Origin of the sequence: Actinoplanes sp. NPDC051861 (assembly GCF_040681145.1) — a bacterium.
GTDB lineage: Bacteria > Actinomycetota > Actinomycetes > Mycobacteriales > Micromonosporaceae > Actinoplanes.
On sequence record NZ_JBFAYE010000006.1, the window covers coordinates 167,406 to 181,358 of the forward strand.

Consider the following 13,953-nt stretch of genomic DNA (forward strand, 5'->3'; position numbering starts at 1 on the left):
AGTCACCAGGTCCCGGCTCGGCGGTCCCGCCACGGCCGGCCATCCGGGTCGTAGACCAGCCGGTACGCCGGAACCGCCCACAACCGCTGCATCCACGGCAGCCGGTTCGTCTCGTGGTGGACCAGCCGCCCCGGCGGTCGAGGCCCGGTGCGCCCGCCGTCGTGCCAGTCCCGCAGCCGGTCGGCGGCGGCCGTCATCGCCTCGATCGCCGACTCCGGGTCCAGCAGGTCCTCGTCGTCGCCGTCGGCCCGGTCCAGGTGCTCGCGTGTCAGCGCCAGCCGCAGCTCGCGGGCGAACCGGCGGGCGCCGTCACCCAGCCCGGCCGGATCCACCGGCTCGCGCTCGTCGCGCGTCTCGTCGAGGACCGCGCAGGACAGCTCGCTGTCGTGTGTCCACGAGCGACGGTTGAAGTTGTCGCTGCCGACACTGCTCCAGACGTCGTCGATCACGCAGACCTTGGCGTGCACGTAGATCGGCGTGCCCTCGGAGTTCTCCAGGTCGAAGACGTGCACCCGGTCGGAGGCGGCCCTGCGGCACAGCTCGATGGCCTTCTCCCGGCCGACCTGGTTGGGCGGCAGCGCGAACCTGCCGTCCACGTCCGGGTGCCGCGGGACGACGGCCACCAGGTGCAGCTCCGGGTTCTCGCGCATCGCCTCGGCGAACAGCTGCGCCACCTCGGTCGACCACAGGTACTGGTCCTCCAGGTAGACGATCCGCCGGGCCCGCTTGATCGCCTTGGTGTATCCGCGGGCCACGGTGCGTTCACCCAGCTTCGCGAAGCCGTACGGCGGGCGCATCGCGGGGTAGGTGCGCAGGACCTGGACGGTCATCAAGCCGCACTCGGGTGGGTCCGGTGGCTGCTCCGGGAGCCGGTCGGCCCGCATGTCCTCGTGCCGGAGCTTGTCGGTGAGCGTGGAGACGGGGCCGTGCTGATCGAGCGGGACCGGGTCGTTCCACCGCTCCCGGAACGACGTGTCGAGGGCGCCGACCACCGGGCCCCGCAGTGCCAGCTGGACGTCGTGCCAGGGCGGGTTCGGCCCGTACGCCTTCGCCATCTGCACGGCCTGCCGGTCGCCGTGGTGCTCGGCGCTGTCTCGCCGGCTGTGGCAGAGATCGATCCCGCCGGCGAAGGCGATGTCCCGTTCCGGACGTCCCGGATGCCGCAGCACGACCAGCTTCTGGTGGTGCGACCCGCCCCGCCGGACCCGCTGGTCGAGCAGCACCTCGCCGCCGGCCGCCTCGATGTCGTCGCTGAGGTTGCGGTTCTCCTCCTCGCTGTACGCCAGTCTGTCCAGATGGGAGCGCCACAGCAGGCCCTTCACCACCACACCACGCTTGGCCGCCGCGGCGAACAGCTCGGCGATCGCCGGACCGTGATCCCGCAACCGCTCGTCCGGGTCGCCCCGCCAGTCGGTGAAGAACAGGTGATCACCCGACTCGAGCTGTTCAACTTCGGTCACTAACCGATCGAAGTAATTTTGCCCGTGAATAAGTGGCTCAGCCGTGTTTCCGTAGTTCCATGTGGGTATGGAGGTGTCCGGGTTGCCGCGTTCGGCGGTCGTGAGAAGCCATTCCTGCGGCGGCACTGCAACCCCTTCGAGGTCGACGACGCCCTCACCGTAAGCCTCCCGACCGCCGCTCGCACCCGGAGCGGAGACCCCCGATCCCGCGGAGGAGTGGATCCATGAGCAGCGAGCCGCTGGTTTCGACCCCCGTACCCGAGACCGCTACCGACTCCGCCGAGAAGGGCCTGCTGATCGCGGTCCTGCTACTGGTGCTTCTGGGCACCACGGCAATGCTGATGATGGGTTAGAGAACCCATTCGTCGTCCCGGATGATCTCGACGGTGCCCTTCGGGCCGGTGCCGGTAACGGTCAAACCGTCCCCGCCGATCACCACGTCGGTGTGCACGGTCGAGGTGTTCAGCCCCAGGTCGGTACGCTCCGACTCGCTCATCCCGATCCCGCCCGCCACCGCGAACGGGAAACTCTGACCCCACGCCACGTGACACCCGGCGTTCTCGTCGAAGAGCATGTTGTGGAACACGATTCCGGCACGGGCGATCCGGCTGTCCCGGTCCACGAGGGAGACCTCACCCAGGAACCGGGCGCCCGGGTCGGAATCCAGCTGAGCCTCCACCGCCTCCGCACCCGCGTCGGCGGACACCTTGACGATCCGCCCACCCGCGAACTCCACCCGCAGTCCCTCGACCAGCCGCCCGTTGAGCACGAGCGGTTTGGTCAGCCGGATCACGCCTTCCGCGCGCCGCCGGTCCGGGCTGGTGAACACCTCCTCGGTCGGGATGTTCGGCATATAGGCGATGCCCTGTGCGTCGACCATCCCGCCACCGGTCCAGTGACATCCCGGGATCAGCCCGACGGTCAGATCGGTGCCGCCACCCTGATACCGGATCTCGGTGAGCTCCAGCGCGTCCAGCTCCGCACCGCGAGCCGCGAGCGTCTCGCTCCGCTCCCGCCAGGCCGCGGCCGGATCCGGCTCGTCAAGACGCATGGCGACACCCACCGCCTCCCAGAGCCGCTCCACATCCGGCTCCCCGAACACCTGATTCGCCCAGCCGGGGTTCGGCGCACCCACCGCGGTCCAGCGCATCCCGCTCATGATCGCCGCCCGCCGCGCCCTGACCTCCTCGACCGGAACGGCCGCGGCCTTGGCCGGATCAGCACCGTCCAGCAGATGCGGATCAGCGTCCCCGATCAGCGTGATCGAAGCCGCCCCCTGCTCCCGCCACTCCTGAATCCGCTGCAGCGCCCACCCCCGGCTGCCCCGCAACGTCTCCAGCTCCGCATGGTCGACCGCCGACCGCCGCATCGGCCCGTCCGTCCACACCGGCTCCACCCAGCCGGCCCCGGCCGCATAGGCCGCTTCCACCACCGCCCGGGCGATCTCGAGATGCGCGGTGTCGGTATGCAGCACGACCCCCTGACCAGGCTGCAGATTGACCCCCGCACGAACCACAACATCCGCAAAACGCTCTATCCGGTCCATGCCCGCCACCCTATGACCCGGACGCTCCCGCCGGTCATCCTGTTCAACCCCCAGCATCGGGCCGCCGTTGCCTACTCTTCCGGCATCGGCCCGGGCCGTCGTCGCTTGCGCTTTCTCTGCGGAGGTACGCGAGATGGCAAGCCCCGCCGAGTCAGCGCGACCGCCCCGCACGGTCACGCCACTGCCGCGCCCGCCGGGCGGAGCTGCCCGCTCACCGCTCCGGCGGCCGGGCCGGTGACCCACCGCACGGCGCCGTAGGTCGCCGGGCGGCCCGGTGTTGCAGCTGGTCGCGCTGACTCTCGGGGACTGCGTGGTCGCTCCTGGGACTCCGGTCACCCGTATCGAAGAGGTTTGGGTGAGAAAGCCGCCTGGAGCGACCCCCGTCAGTCGGTGTGGGGGAGGCGGGTGGCGGGGATGACGCCGAGGCGGCCCTTCTGGAAGTCCTCGAAGGCCTGCTTCAGCTCCTCGCGGGTGTTCATGACGAAGGGGCCGTAGTGCGCGACCGGCTCGCGGATCGGGCGGCCGCCCATGATGAAGAGGTCGAGTTCGGTCTTGGCCTCGACGCGGATGGCGTCGCCGGGGCCGTGGGTGGCGAGCTGGCCCAGGCGGATCGGGCGCATGTCGGTGCCGGCCCAGCCCTCGCCGGCGAGGGTGTAGACGAGAGCGTTGTAATCCGGCTGCCACGGCAGGTCCAGGCGGGCGCCGGGCTGGAGCGTCACGTGGGCCAGGTTGATCGGGGTGAACGTGGAGCCGGGGCCCTCGTGGCCGGCGATCTCACCGGCGATGACGCGGATCAGCGCGCCGCCGTCCGGCGTGGTCAGCAGAGCGGCGGACTTTCCCCGGATGTCCTGATATTTCGGGTCGAGCATCTTTGCGGCCCGCGGCAGGTTCACCCAGAGCTGGAGGCCGTGGAAGAGGCCGCCGGAGGTGACCAGGTGCTCGGGCGGCGCCTCGATGTGCAGGATGCCGGAGCCGGCGGTCATCCACTGCGTGTCGCTGTTGGTGATCGAACCGCCGCCGCCCAGGGAGTCCTGGTGGTCCATGATGCCGTCGATCATGTAGGTGACGGTCTCGAAGCCGCGGTGCGGGTGCCACGGTGTGCCCTTGGGCTCGCCCGGCGCGTAGTCGACCTCGCCCATCTGGTCCAGGTGGATGAACGGGTCGAGCTCCGGGATCGGCACACCGGCGAAGGCGCGCCGGACGGGGAAGCCCTCGCCCTCATAGCCCTGCGGTGCGGTGGTGAGACGGTGGACCGGGCGGAAGTCGGTCATCGGGTCGAGCCGGGGCAGGCGCGGCAGCACGAGGACGTCGTCGACGGTGATGGCTGGCATGGCTCTCACACCTTCCTGATGCGCGCGAAGACGCGACCGATGACGGCCAACTCGTCGTCGTCGAGCTGGTCGATGAAGCTTTTACGAACTGTGGCCAGATGGGCCGGTGCGGCTGCGCGCAGGGCTTCCAGGCCCTCGTCGGTGAGGACGGCCTCCTGGCCGCGGCCGTCGTCGGGACATGCCTGCTTGCGGACCAGGCCTCTCTTGACCATAGAGCTGATCTGGTACGTCACCCGGCTCGGTGAGAAAACCAGGCGGCTCGCCAGCTCACCCATCCGGATCCGGCGGCCAGGGGCGTCGGCGAGGGCGACCAGGACGTGGTAGTCGTTCATGCTCAGGCCGGTGTCCGCACGCAACTCGTCCTCGAGGAGGGTGTGCAGCGCCCAGGAGCTCTCGATGAAGGTGCGCCAGTGCTGGAGCTGGGTCGCGGTGAGCGGTTCGGCCATGCGGCAGACGGTACTCCTTCAAAACTGAAACTTCAAATCTGAAAGAGAGTGCGATGGTGAAGATCCGTCAGGCGGTGCCGCGGGATGCCGCTGAGCTGGTCAGACTGCGTGAAGTGATGCTGCGCACGTTCGCCCGCGACGGCTGGAACGACGACTGGAAAGAGCCGGCCAGGGCGTCCCTGGAGCGGCGCCTCGGGGAGCCGGAGCCGGTCCTCGCGGCGTTCGTGGCCGACCGCCCCGACGATGCCGGCCTGGCGGCGTGCGTGGTCGGCATCATCGAGGAGCGGCTGGGTGGTCCGGGCAATCCGGGTGGGCTTGCCGGTTACGTGTTCAGCGTCGCGACCGACCCGGACATGCGCCGTCGCGGATACTCCCGGGCCTGCATGACCGCGCTGCTGGACTGGTTCCGCTCGCGCGGCGCCGGTGTGGTGGACCTGCGGGCCTCGGCGGCGGGTGAACCGCTCTACGAGTCGCTCGGCTTCCGGCGCACGAGCGACCCGGCGATGCGGCTGAGACTCTAGGGGACCTGGTTGCTCAGGGAGTGGGTGAGGCTCTCCCGGACCGCGTCGAAGTCGACCTCGCGCTCGGACAGGATGAGGGCGGCCAGGCCCTGGCCCTCGCGCAGGACGCCCAGCATGATGTGCTCCGGCGCGATGAAGTTGTGCTTGAGGCGGATCGCCTCGCGCAGGGACAGCTCCAGCACCTTCTTGTTGCGAGCGGAGAACGGGGTGTGGTTGGTCCCGGCGGCGAAGCGGCCGAAGATGCCCTTCCGCTTGGGCGCCGGGCGGGGCAGGCGCAGCGAGCCGGCCCCGAAGTTCTCCTCGATGGCGGCGCGCACCGCGTCCAGGTCGATGCCGATCGCCTTGAGCGCCGCGGCGTCCTCGGCGTCGCGGTCGGCGAGGGAGGCGGTCTCGCTGCGGTCGCCGACGTGCCGGACGATCGCGGCCCGGACGTAGTCCTCGTCGACGCGGGCGTCGCGGAGCGCCTCGCGGACCGCGCCGCTCTCGCCGTGGAGCAGGGCGAGCAGGGTGTGCTCGGTGCCGATCGTCTCGTGCCCGAGAGCGCGGGCCTGCTCCTGCGCGCCGATGACGACGGCGCGGGCGTCCTTGGTGAATCGCTCGAACATCTCAGCCCTCCCGTGGATCCGGCATCGGCATCAGCTTCGCGTGCTTCTTGTGTACGCCCTGGCGGGTCACCTCGAGGGCGTCCGCGATCTCCTGCCAGGACCAGCCCTTGCTGCGCGCGTTGGCGACCTGGAGATGCTCGAGGCCCTCCAGGAGGCGGCGCAGCGCCACCACCGCGCGCAGCCCGACCCGTGGGTCGGTGCTGCCGGCGGCCGCGGCCAGATCGGTCGCTTCGGTCATGCTGTCAACGTACGTTGACAGGGCAACCGCTGTCAACTACGGTTGACGGAGAGGACAAAGAGAAGGACCGGCCCCATCGGGCCGGTCCTGCATCGCCTCTGCCGCTATTTGCCGGAGGTCACTCCCAGGCCGGGAGGGTGCCGAGGGACACCGTCAGCTCGACCGGGTGGTGCACCGGAGCCGCCACCGTGAACCGAGCGCCGTACGGGTCGGCGAGCTCGGCGAACGCGGTCAGCCCCGCCTCGGCCGGCTCACTGATCACGGCACCGCCGAGGCGCTCGCACTGCGACGCCGCGTACTCGATGTCCTCGACCTGGAAGGCCACCCGCCACCACGCACCGCGGTGACCCGACGCCAGCCCGGCGATCGCGTCGTGCGCCTGATTGAGCCACTCGCCGTTGCCGAACTCGTGCCGCAGCAGCCAGCCGAACGCGGACCCGTAGAAGCGGGCCGCCCCGTGCGGGTCGTCGGTGATCAGCTCCGGCCACGACATCGTGCCCGGCTCGCCACCGGCCTGCGCGCCGGCGAAGTCGTATCCCTGCCAGAGGCCGATGATCGCGCCGGACGGGTCGGCGATCACCGCGCGACGGCCGCCGTGCGCCTCGGCCGGGTGGCTCAGGCAGTGGCCGCCGGCCATCGCGACCTGCTCGAGGCTGTCCTCGAGGTTGGTGGTGCTGAGATGCGTGAGCCAGCCGTCCGGCCGGTCGAGCCGGCTGCGGGTCAGGCCCGCGACGGCGCGCCCGTCGAGCTTGAACCGGTCACCCGCCGAATCCCAGCCAAACAACTCTCCGTAAAAAAACGACGCGCGTGCGGGGTCCGCACTCGCCAGTTCCACCCAGCAAGGTGTCAAGGGTGCATAGCCTCTGATCCGCATGAGCCGCTCCGTTGTGGACATCCCCAGTTACTTGAGCACTCTACGACACTGATAACGCTTCGTCACCACCGCACGGTTCATTGTCCGGTTTAGAGCAGAAAACTACTACACACGGTGAGCGGTCGAGTGATCCAGGTGACGCATCACGGGGGTTGCGGCGATTCCGTGCAGCACCACGGAGATGACGACCACGAATCCGGCGGTCGCCCAGACGAGCTCGGCGTCGGGAAAATCGGCGTGCGTCATTGCATACGCAAGGTAATAAAACGAGCCGATGCCACGGATCCCGAACGCCGCGATCACCCAGTGTTCCGCGGTGCTGCCCGGAGCGCCCTGGAGTGCGGCGAAAGCGGACAGCGGGCGGACCAGGAAGATCAGGACCAGGCCGGCCATCGCGGCCTGCCAGGTGAGTGGGGCCAGCAGGCCGCCGACGACGGCTCCGCCGAGGAGAAGCAGCAACAGTACGGTGAGAAGCCGCTCGGTCTGCTCGGCGAAGTCATGCAGGACCTGGTGATACTCGTGCGAGCGCTCGGCGGCCCGGATAGCCCGCGCGGCCACGAAGACCGCCAGGAAGCCGTAACCGCCGCACACCTCGACGACTCCGTACGCCAGGAACGTGGCGGCCAGTGCCAGGAAACCCTCGGAGTGCCGGGAGAGCCGTAGCTCGTCCCGCTTCGCCCGGAAGAAGAGCTTGCCGAGCAGGCGTCCGACGAGTACACCGCCGATCAGGCCGACAGCGCCCTTGTAGAGGACGTCCTGCAGCACCCAGTCGCCGAACCAGCCGGCGGGGTCGAGGCCGTACTGGGCGATGGCGATCGCGGCGTAGACGAACGGGAAGGCCAGCCCGTCGTTGAGCCCGGCCTCCGAGGTGAGCGCGAACCGTACCTCGTCCTCCGAGTCCTCCTCATCGGTCGGCTCGCCGACCTGCACGTCCGAGGCGAGCACCGGGTCGGTCGGCGCCATCGCGGCACCGAGCAGCAGCGCCGAGGCCGGCACCAGCCCGGCCCACCACCAGCCGAGGAGGGCCGTGGCCGCGATGGTCACCGGCATCGCGATGATCAGCAGGCGGCCGGTCGACGCCCAGCGGCGCCGGCCGAACGGGCGGTCGATCTTCAGGCCGGCGCCCATCAGCGCCACGATCACGCCGACCTCGGTGAGGTGCTCGGTGAGCTTCGCGTGGGTGAGCGGATCGGCCTCCGGCAGGCCGAGCGGCAGACCGAAGACGGCCAGGCCCAGCCCCAGGAAGGCGATCGGCAGGGAGAGCGGTCGTTCCTCGACCAGCCGGGGCAGGATGCCGGCGAGCAACGCGCCCACCCCGACCAGGGCGAACACGACGTCGGAGAGCTGCATCGGCTACTTGAGCCGGGCGGCCGGCAGGATGTCCGGTGCCGGCTTGTCGATCAGTGTGTCGTCGGCGTTGAACAGAACTCCGGGCCTCATGCCCTCGCATTACCCGGCAGCAGGATCTCGAACCAGACCGTTGATCCACGGACGGTCGGGTCGGTGCCCCAGGAGTCGCTGAGTTCCTCGATCAGGCCCAGACCCCGGCCGCGGCTGGCGAGCGTGTCGGTCTGCGCGCGGATCACGCTGCCCCGGGTGCCGGTGTCGGCCACCGAGACGAGCAGGCGTTCCGCGTTCAGGTCGATGTGCACCTGGGCGGGTGTGCCGGCGTGCAGCAGGGCGTTGGTGGTCAGCTCGCTCGTGCACAGGATCGCCGCGCCGATCACCGGCTCCGGTACCGACCACTCCCGCAGCCGGGTGGTCATCCACTGCCGGACGCGGCTCGGGCCGGTCGGCTCGGCCGGCACCAGCTTGGTCGCGGACCGGCTCATCGCCAGCGCGTGCTCCACGGCCAGCACCGCGACGTCGTCGTCGGTGGTGCCCGGGACCGCGGCGGTGGCCAGCGAGCACAGGTTGCGCGGATCGCCGCTCTTGGAGGCGGCGGCCGCGGCGACCAGCGCGTCGAGCCCGTCGTTGAGCGGGTGGCCGCGTCGCTCCACCACACCGTCGCTGAACATCAGGATCGTGTCGCCCGGCTCCAGCCGCAGCGCGCCGGTCTGCCAGCGGCCGCCCAGGCCCAGCGGCGCGCCCGGCGGCACCTTGACGAGCTCGGCGCTCGCCGGCTCGCCGCCGTGCCCGGCACGGCGCAGCACGGGCGGCGGGTGACCGGCGCTGGCCAGCGTGATCGTGCCGTCCGAGGGGTCCAGCACGCCGTACACCACGGTTACGAAGATCTCCTCGTTGCGCGACTCGGCACCCAGCGAACCGACCAGCCGGTCCAGTCCGGCCAGCACGCTCGGCGGGGCCGGATCGGTGAGCGCCATGGCCCGCAGCGCCGCCCGGACCTGGCCCATCACGGCGGCCGCCCGCACGTCGTGCCCGGCCACGTCGCCGAGCACCATCGCCAGGCGCCCGTCGACCAGGTGGAACGCGTCGTAGAAGTCGCCGCCGGCCGCGTTCCCGTCGACACCGACGTCGTAGCGCGCGGCGATCCGGAACGTGTCCAGCTCGGGCAGGTGCTCGGGAAGCATGCTGCGCTGCAGCAACTGGGCGGTGCCGTGCTGCGCCTCGAACCGCCGGGCGCGCTCGGCGGCCTGCGCGACCAGCTCGGTGGTCGCCTTCAGCAGGGCACGCTCGGCGGGCAGCCAGACGTGGGCGTGACGGAAGCCCATGGTGAGCGCGCCGCGCACGGAGGCGGTGCGCAGCGGCAGCGCGGCCAGGGCACGGATGCGGCGCTCGTGCCGGTCGGTGGCGACCGCGTGCAGTGGCTCGCCGTCGGCGACGAAGGACGCGCGCCCGGACTCGGCTGCGGCCACCAGCGGCGCCTCCGGGTCGGCGCTGACGCGCCGCCACACCGGTGGGAGACGTTCGTCGGCCTCGTCCAGCATCTCGCCACGGATGCGGCGGACGAAACGGTACGCGACGCCGTCGTCGACGGCGAAGACGCAGTGATCCAGGTCGAAGGAGGTCATCGCGTACTGCAGGGTGACCCGGGTCACGTCGTCGATGGTCAGGGCGCCGGCCAGTCGCGCGGTCAGGTCACCGAGGCTCTGCAGGCGGTGGATCACCTGTGTGGTCTCGGCGGCGACGGTCAGCACGCCGGCGATCTTGCCGCGCGAGTCGCGTACCGCAGAGTGGCCCTGGGTGTAGAAAGCCGGCTCCGTCCCGCCCGGGGTGATCGGCACCTGGCTCTCCGGCTCGAGCACCGCGTGGCCGGACCGGTGGACGCGAGCGATCAGGTCGCCCATCCCGGGCTGCCGCCAGGCCTCACCGAAGGCCTCGGCGGCGGGACGGCCCAGCGCGGTCGGGTGCAGAGCGTGCAGCACCTCGGCGTAGGCGTCGTTGTAGAGCACCACGAAGTCGTCACCGTAGGTGAGCATCATCGGAACCGGCGACTCGAGCATCAGCTCGACGGCGGCCCGGACAGCGGGATCCCAGCGGGTGATCGGGCCCAGCGCGGTCGCCGACCAGTCGAAGGCGTGCACCAGCGCCGCGCAGCCCTTGCCGGTGTGTTCAGCCCCGACCGCCTGCACGGGCAACGCCGAGACCGCAGACGGGTGGAGTCCACCTGTGCTGACCCCACCCGAACCGACCCCTCCCGAGCCGACCATGCGGAAAGCCTATCCCGAGTGGTCCGTTTGTACGATGTCCCATTGGTCGTCCGTCCGATTATTGACGGTTTCCGCACGGGGGATTCACCGGAGGTGGTTGTCGCAGGCTCGTGGTACTCCTGTCGTATCGCTTTCGTGTCGCTTGGGAGGTCGGATGACCGAGGACGGGCTGAGCCGTGGGCTGAGCGATCTGTGGCGCTCCGTGGTGCTCTTCTTGCCGTACGCGGTGGCGTTCCTGGCAATCCTGATCGTGGGCTACCTGCTCGCCCGGCTGGCGCGCACGGTGACCGGCAAGGCGCTGCGGCGGGTCGGGTTCGACCGCGCCGTCCAGCGTGGCCCGGCCGGGCGCCTGTTCCGGGAGGGCACCCCGAGCGCCACCGACGTCTGCGCGCGGCTGGCGTTCTTCGTCGTGCTGCTGATCGCGGTTCAGCTGGCGTTCGGGCTCTGGGGACCCAACCCGGTCAGTGACCTGCTCAACTCGCTGATCGCGTGGCTGCCACAGGTGTTCGTCGGGATCGTCGTGGTGGTGGTCGCGGCCGCGGTCGCCGGCGCCGCGCACGACCTGATCGTCACGGCGCTCGGCGATCTGGGCTACGCACGGGTGCTGGCCAAGGCGGTCGCCGCCGTCATCGTGGCCCTCGGCGTGATCGCCGGCCTCGACCAGGTGGGCATCGCCACGTCGGTGACCCGCCCCCTGCTGATCACGATCCTGGCCACCGTCGCCGGCGTGATCATCGTGGGCGTCGGCGGCGGCCTGATCCGGCCCATGCAGCAGCGGTGGGAGGGCTGGCTGGACCGCGCCGCCACCGAGTCCGCGGCGATCCGCCAGCAGGCCAAGGCGTATGCGGAGGAGCGCGCCCGCCAGGCGGCCGAGGAGGAGGCCCGCCGCGCCGAGGAGGTACGTCTCGCGGAGGAGGCCCGGGTCGCGGAGGAGAAGCGCCGCGCTGAAGAGGCTCGCCTTGCTGAAGAGGCGCGGGTCGCTGAGGAGAAGCGCCGGGCTGAGGAGGCCCGCCTTGCTGAAGAGGCGCGGGTCGCTGAGGAGAAGCGCCGGGCCGAGGAAGCGCGGGTGGCCGAGGAGAAGCGCCGGGCTGAGGAGGCTCGTCTGGCGGAGGAGGCGCGGGTCGCTGAGGAGAAGCGCCGAGAGGAGGCGCGGGTCGCTGAGGAGAAGCGCCGGGAGGAGGCGCGGCTGGCTCAGGAGGCTCGTCTGGCCGAGGAGCGCCGGGTCGAGGAGGAGCGGCGGGCTGAGGAGGCGCGGCGCAGTGAGGGCGGCAAGTGGGGGCAGGGTGCCCGGCGGGCGGCGGAGGAGCGGCGCGCACGGGAACTGGCGGCGGACGACACTCAGGTGATCGTGGCGCCGGTGGTGGACGATCGGCCCCACTTCGTCCCGGGCTTCGGCGACGACCACGCCGACCACGACGAGCCGACGGCGGTGGTCTCGGGGGACGACACGGTCGACACGCACGCGCAGGACGACACGGTGGACACGGCGTCGACGCGGGACGAGGACGCGACGGTGGACACGGCTTCGTCGCGGGGTGAGGACGACACGGTTGACACCCGGGGGCGGCGGGGCGATGACGAGGCGGACACGACGGTCGTCATGGGTTCGGGGGAGGAGGAGACCCGGGTGGTCACGTCCGGCTCCGATGTGCGGGAGTCGAGCCTGGTCCGGCTCCCGGGGCCGGAGCGGACCGTGGTGATCGAGCCCGATGACGACGGCGAGCGCACCCAGGTCGTGTCGCTGCCGGCCGAGGAGAAGACGCAGATCATCGGGGCGGATGGCCCGAAGCGGCACACGGAGAGCTGACGGCAACGCGCGGCGGGGCCGGCACCGGAGAGGTCCGGTGCCGGCCCCGTTGGACGGCAGGGTGGTGCGGAGAGGCTGGTCAGCGAGGGGCGGGCAGTGAGCGCGCCAGGGAGCAGACGGCGAGCAGGCGACGGAGTACCCAGTCGTTCTGGGTCCAGTCGATCGGGCCCTCGGGAGCGTTCCAGCCGTGCTGGAAGGCGGCGTCGCGGACACCCTCGGAGTACGCGGCCAGCAGGATCGCGGTCAGCGGGCGCGAGTCGGCGTTGAGGCTGTCGCGGACGCCGGCGGCGTGCTGGTCGATCACCGACATGAGGCCGGGGTTCTCCTGGGCGGCGGCGAGGCCGCTGATGCCGACGGCGGCGGTGAGGTCGGCGAGCGAGGCGTGGGCGGAGCGCTGAGCAGCGCGGGCGGCGGCGTTGCTGAACAGGCCATTCATGAGAAGAAACGTTATGGAGCCACGGGTAGCCGACGGTTCTCCCCACGGTGCAGGTCGGTTGAAGCCGTCGGCGGTGGGAAGATCTCTACGGAGGAGGGGCTGTGGCGGTTACGGGAGACGGGCCGGACGAGGCGCATCGGCGGCCGCCGGGCCTGGACGACGTCACCGTCCAGGCGCTGGGGAAGTTCAGCGAGGCGCTGGAGACGGTGGAGCGGGTCCGCGGGCACCTGCACGCCCTGCATCAGCTGACCGGCACGGCCGACTTCATGCTGGACGAGGCGGTGTCGCTGTTCATGCAGGGCGGGCACACCGCGATCGCCGAGCGGATCGAGCGCGAGCTGATCGGGCGGAACGTGATTCCGGGGCGGTGGACGTTCCAGATCGTCGAGGAGTTCGACGACGGGTATTACAGCGAGTTCCGGGCGCTCGAGCGGGACGCCCGGGATCGGTTGGCGCAGGGGCGGCGGCATCTGTACGAGGCCGAGCTGAAGGAGCGTCGGCGCACCCGGGGGCGGCCCGGACACGAGGCGCTGCCCGGCGGGACGGGGTAGCGGACCCGGGGGCTGCGCGGTGAGGCGGGGCCGGCCGGGGCTCGGGCTGCGCGGTGAGGCGGGGCCGGCCGGGGCTCGGGGTGAGACGGGCCGGCCCGGGGGCTACTCGGCGTAGTCGGCTGGTTCGGGGCGGCGGCGCTGGGCGTCGTCGGCGATGATCACGGTGGCCACGACGAGGGACACCACGACGGCGAAGAACCAGGAAGCGTCATCGATCAGCTTCGCTGCCAGCGGGGCCTGGAAGGCGGCGAGGAGAAAACCCAGCCACGCGAGGCGGCGCTGACGTTCGGAGAGGAAACCGGCAGATCGCACTCGGACAGTGTTGCTCGATCGGGACGTTTCGCCGTCACCCGTTCGGCCGATTCTCCGTTGACCGATGGTGCCCCTCACCCTGCGTCGCCGTCGCTCAAGCGCGCTCGTCGCCAGCCTGTTTCTGCTGCTCGGAGCGGGTTCCTGTTCCGAGTCGGAACCACGGCCGCCGCGACCTTCGGCCTCGGCACCGGATCGGGTGGTGGCGGGCCCGCTGA

15 protein-coding genes and 1 pseudogene are annotated in these 13,953 nt (G+C 71.1%); 4 read left to right on the forward strand and 12 right to left on the reverse strand.

Features of this window, described 5'->3' with window-relative positions; all coding sequences use genetic code 11:
- Positions 1-2: 2 nt before the first annotated feature.
- Positions 3-1,586, reverse strand: a complete 1,584-nt coding sequence (locus AB0M02_RS19450) for a phospholipase D-like domain-containing protein (protein ID WP_364228537.1) — start codon at positions 1,584-1,586, stop codon at positions 3-5.
- A gap of 98 nt (positions 1,587-1,684) precedes the next feature.
- Between AB0M02_RS19450 and AB0M02_RS19455 the strand changes: the two genes are divergently transcribed.
- Complete coding sequence (locus AB0M02_RS19455) at positions 1,685-1,813, forward strand: hypothetical protein (protein WP_364228539.1); 129 nt, start codon at positions 1,685-1,687, stop codon at positions 1,811-1,813.
- Here AB0M02_RS19455 and AB0M02_RS19460 read toward each other — a convergent pair.
- The 3 genes from AB0M02_RS19460 to AB0M02_RS19470 all read right to left on the reverse strand — a co-directional run bounded on the left by AB0M02_RS19460 (position 1,810) and on the right by AB0M02_RS19470 (position 4,783).
- A complete protein-coding gene (locus tag AB0M02_RS19460; RefSeq protein ID WP_364228541.1) occupies positions 1,810-3,063 on the reverse strand; it encodes an aminopeptidase in 1,254 nt (417 codons plus the stop codon). The two genes, AB0M02_RS19455 and AB0M02_RS19460, sit on opposite strands and share 4 nt — an antisense overlap.
- Positions 3,064-3,389: 326 nt before the next feature.
- Positions 3,390-4,337, reverse strand: coding sequence for a pirin family protein (locus AB0M02_RS19465; RefSeq protein ID WP_364228543.1), 948 nt, complete (start codon positions 4,335-4,337; stop codon positions 3,390-3,392).
- Positions 4,338-4,342: 5 nt separating this feature from the next.
- Positions 4,343-4,783, reverse strand: coding sequence for a MarR family transcriptional regulator (locus tag AB0M02_RS19470; RefSeq protein WP_364228545.1), 441 nt, complete (start codon positions 4,781-4,783; stop codon positions 4,343-4,345).
- 53 nt (positions 4,784-4,836) lie between these two features.
- On the opposite strand from AB0M02_RS19470, the gene AB0M02_RS19475 reads away from it, so the two are divergent.
- On the forward strand, positions 4,837-5,304 hold the full coding sequence (locus tag AB0M02_RS19475; RefSeq protein ID WP_364228547.1) for a GNAT family N-acetyltransferase: 468 nt from the start codon (positions 4,837-4,839) through the stop codon (positions 5,302-5,304).
- Here AB0M02_RS19475 and AB0M02_RS19480 read toward each other — a convergent pair.
- The 6 genes and pseudogenes from AB0M02_RS19480 to AB0M02_RS19505 all read right to left on the reverse strand — a co-directional run bounded on the left by AB0M02_RS19480 (position 5,301) and on the right by AB0M02_RS19505 (position 10,632).
- A complete protein-coding gene (locus tag AB0M02_RS19480) occupies positions 5,301-5,621 on the reverse strand; it encodes a Clp protease N-terminal domain-containing protein (RefSeq protein ID WP_364228955.1) in 321 nt (106 codons plus the stop codon). The genes AB0M02_RS19475 and AB0M02_RS19480 overlap by 4 nt on opposite strands.
- 96 nt (positions 5,622-5,717) lie before the next feature.
- Positions 5,718-5,909: pseudogene (locus tag AB0M02_RS19485) on the reverse strand (Clp protease N-terminal domain-containing protein); the annotation flags it as partial.
- Between the two features lies 1 nt (position 5,910).
- A complete protein-coding gene (locus tag AB0M02_RS19490; RefSeq protein WP_364228549.1) occupies positions 5,911-6,147 on the reverse strand; it encodes a helix-turn-helix domain-containing protein in 237 nt (78 codons plus the stop codon).
- A gap of 118 nt (positions 6,148-6,265) precedes the next feature.
- Positions 6,266-7,042 carry a VOC family protein gene (locus tag AB0M02_RS19495; RefSeq protein WP_364228550.1) on the reverse strand — a complete coding sequence of 259 codons (777 nt, stop codon included), beginning with the start codon at positions 7,040-7,042 and terminating at the stop codon, positions 6,266-6,268.
- A gap of 84 nt (positions 7,043-7,126) precedes the next feature.
- Positions 7,127-8,371, reverse strand: a complete 1,245-nt coding sequence (locus AB0M02_RS19500; RefSeq protein ID WP_364228552.1) for a cation:proton antiporter — start codon at positions 8,369-8,371, stop codon at positions 7,127-7,129.
- Between the two features lie 86 nt (positions 8,372-8,457).
- Positions 8,458-10,632 (reverse strand): SpoIIE family protein phosphatase, encoded by a 2,175-nt coding sequence (locus AB0M02_RS19505; protein ID WP_364228554.1) that lies wholly within the window; start codon positions 10,630-10,632, stop codon positions 8,458-8,460.
- A gap of 154 nt (positions 10,633-10,786) precedes the next feature.
- Here AB0M02_RS19505 and AB0M02_RS19510 point away from each other — a divergent pair, with 154 nt between their 5' ends.
- Entirely contained in the window at positions 10,787-12,439 is a 1,653-nt protein-coding gene (locus AB0M02_RS19510; RefSeq protein ID WP_364228555.1) for a hypothetical protein, read from the forward strand.
- 79 nt (positions 12,440-12,518) lie between these two features.
- Here AB0M02_RS19510 and AB0M02_RS19515 read toward each other — a convergent pair whose 3' ends face one another.
- The gene (locus tag AB0M02_RS19515) at positions 12,519-12,875 is read right to left on the reverse strand and encodes a DUF6401 family natural product biosynthesis protein (RefSeq protein ID WP_364228557.1); all 357 of its coding nucleotides are present in this window, start codon (positions 12,873-12,875) and stop codon (positions 12,519-12,521) included.
- Positions 12,876-12,976: 101 nt separating this feature from the next.
- On the opposite strand from AB0M02_RS19515, the gene AB0M02_RS19520 reads away from it, so the two are divergent.
- Positions 12,977-13,426: a hypothetical protein gene (locus tag AB0M02_RS19520; protein ID WP_364228559.1), complete on the forward strand. Its 450-nt coding sequence runs from the start codon at positions 12,977-12,979 to the stop codon at positions 13,424-13,426.
- 102 nt (positions 13,427-13,528) lie between these two features.
- Here the strand turns inward: AB0M02_RS19520 and AB0M02_RS19525 are convergent, their stop codons facing one another.
- On the reverse strand, positions 13,529-13,738 hold the full coding sequence (locus AB0M02_RS19525) for a hypothetical protein (RefSeq protein ID WP_364228561.1): 210 nt from the start codon (positions 13,736-13,738) through the stop codon (positions 13,529-13,531).
- Between the last annotated feature and the right edge of the window lie 215 nt (positions 13,739-13,953).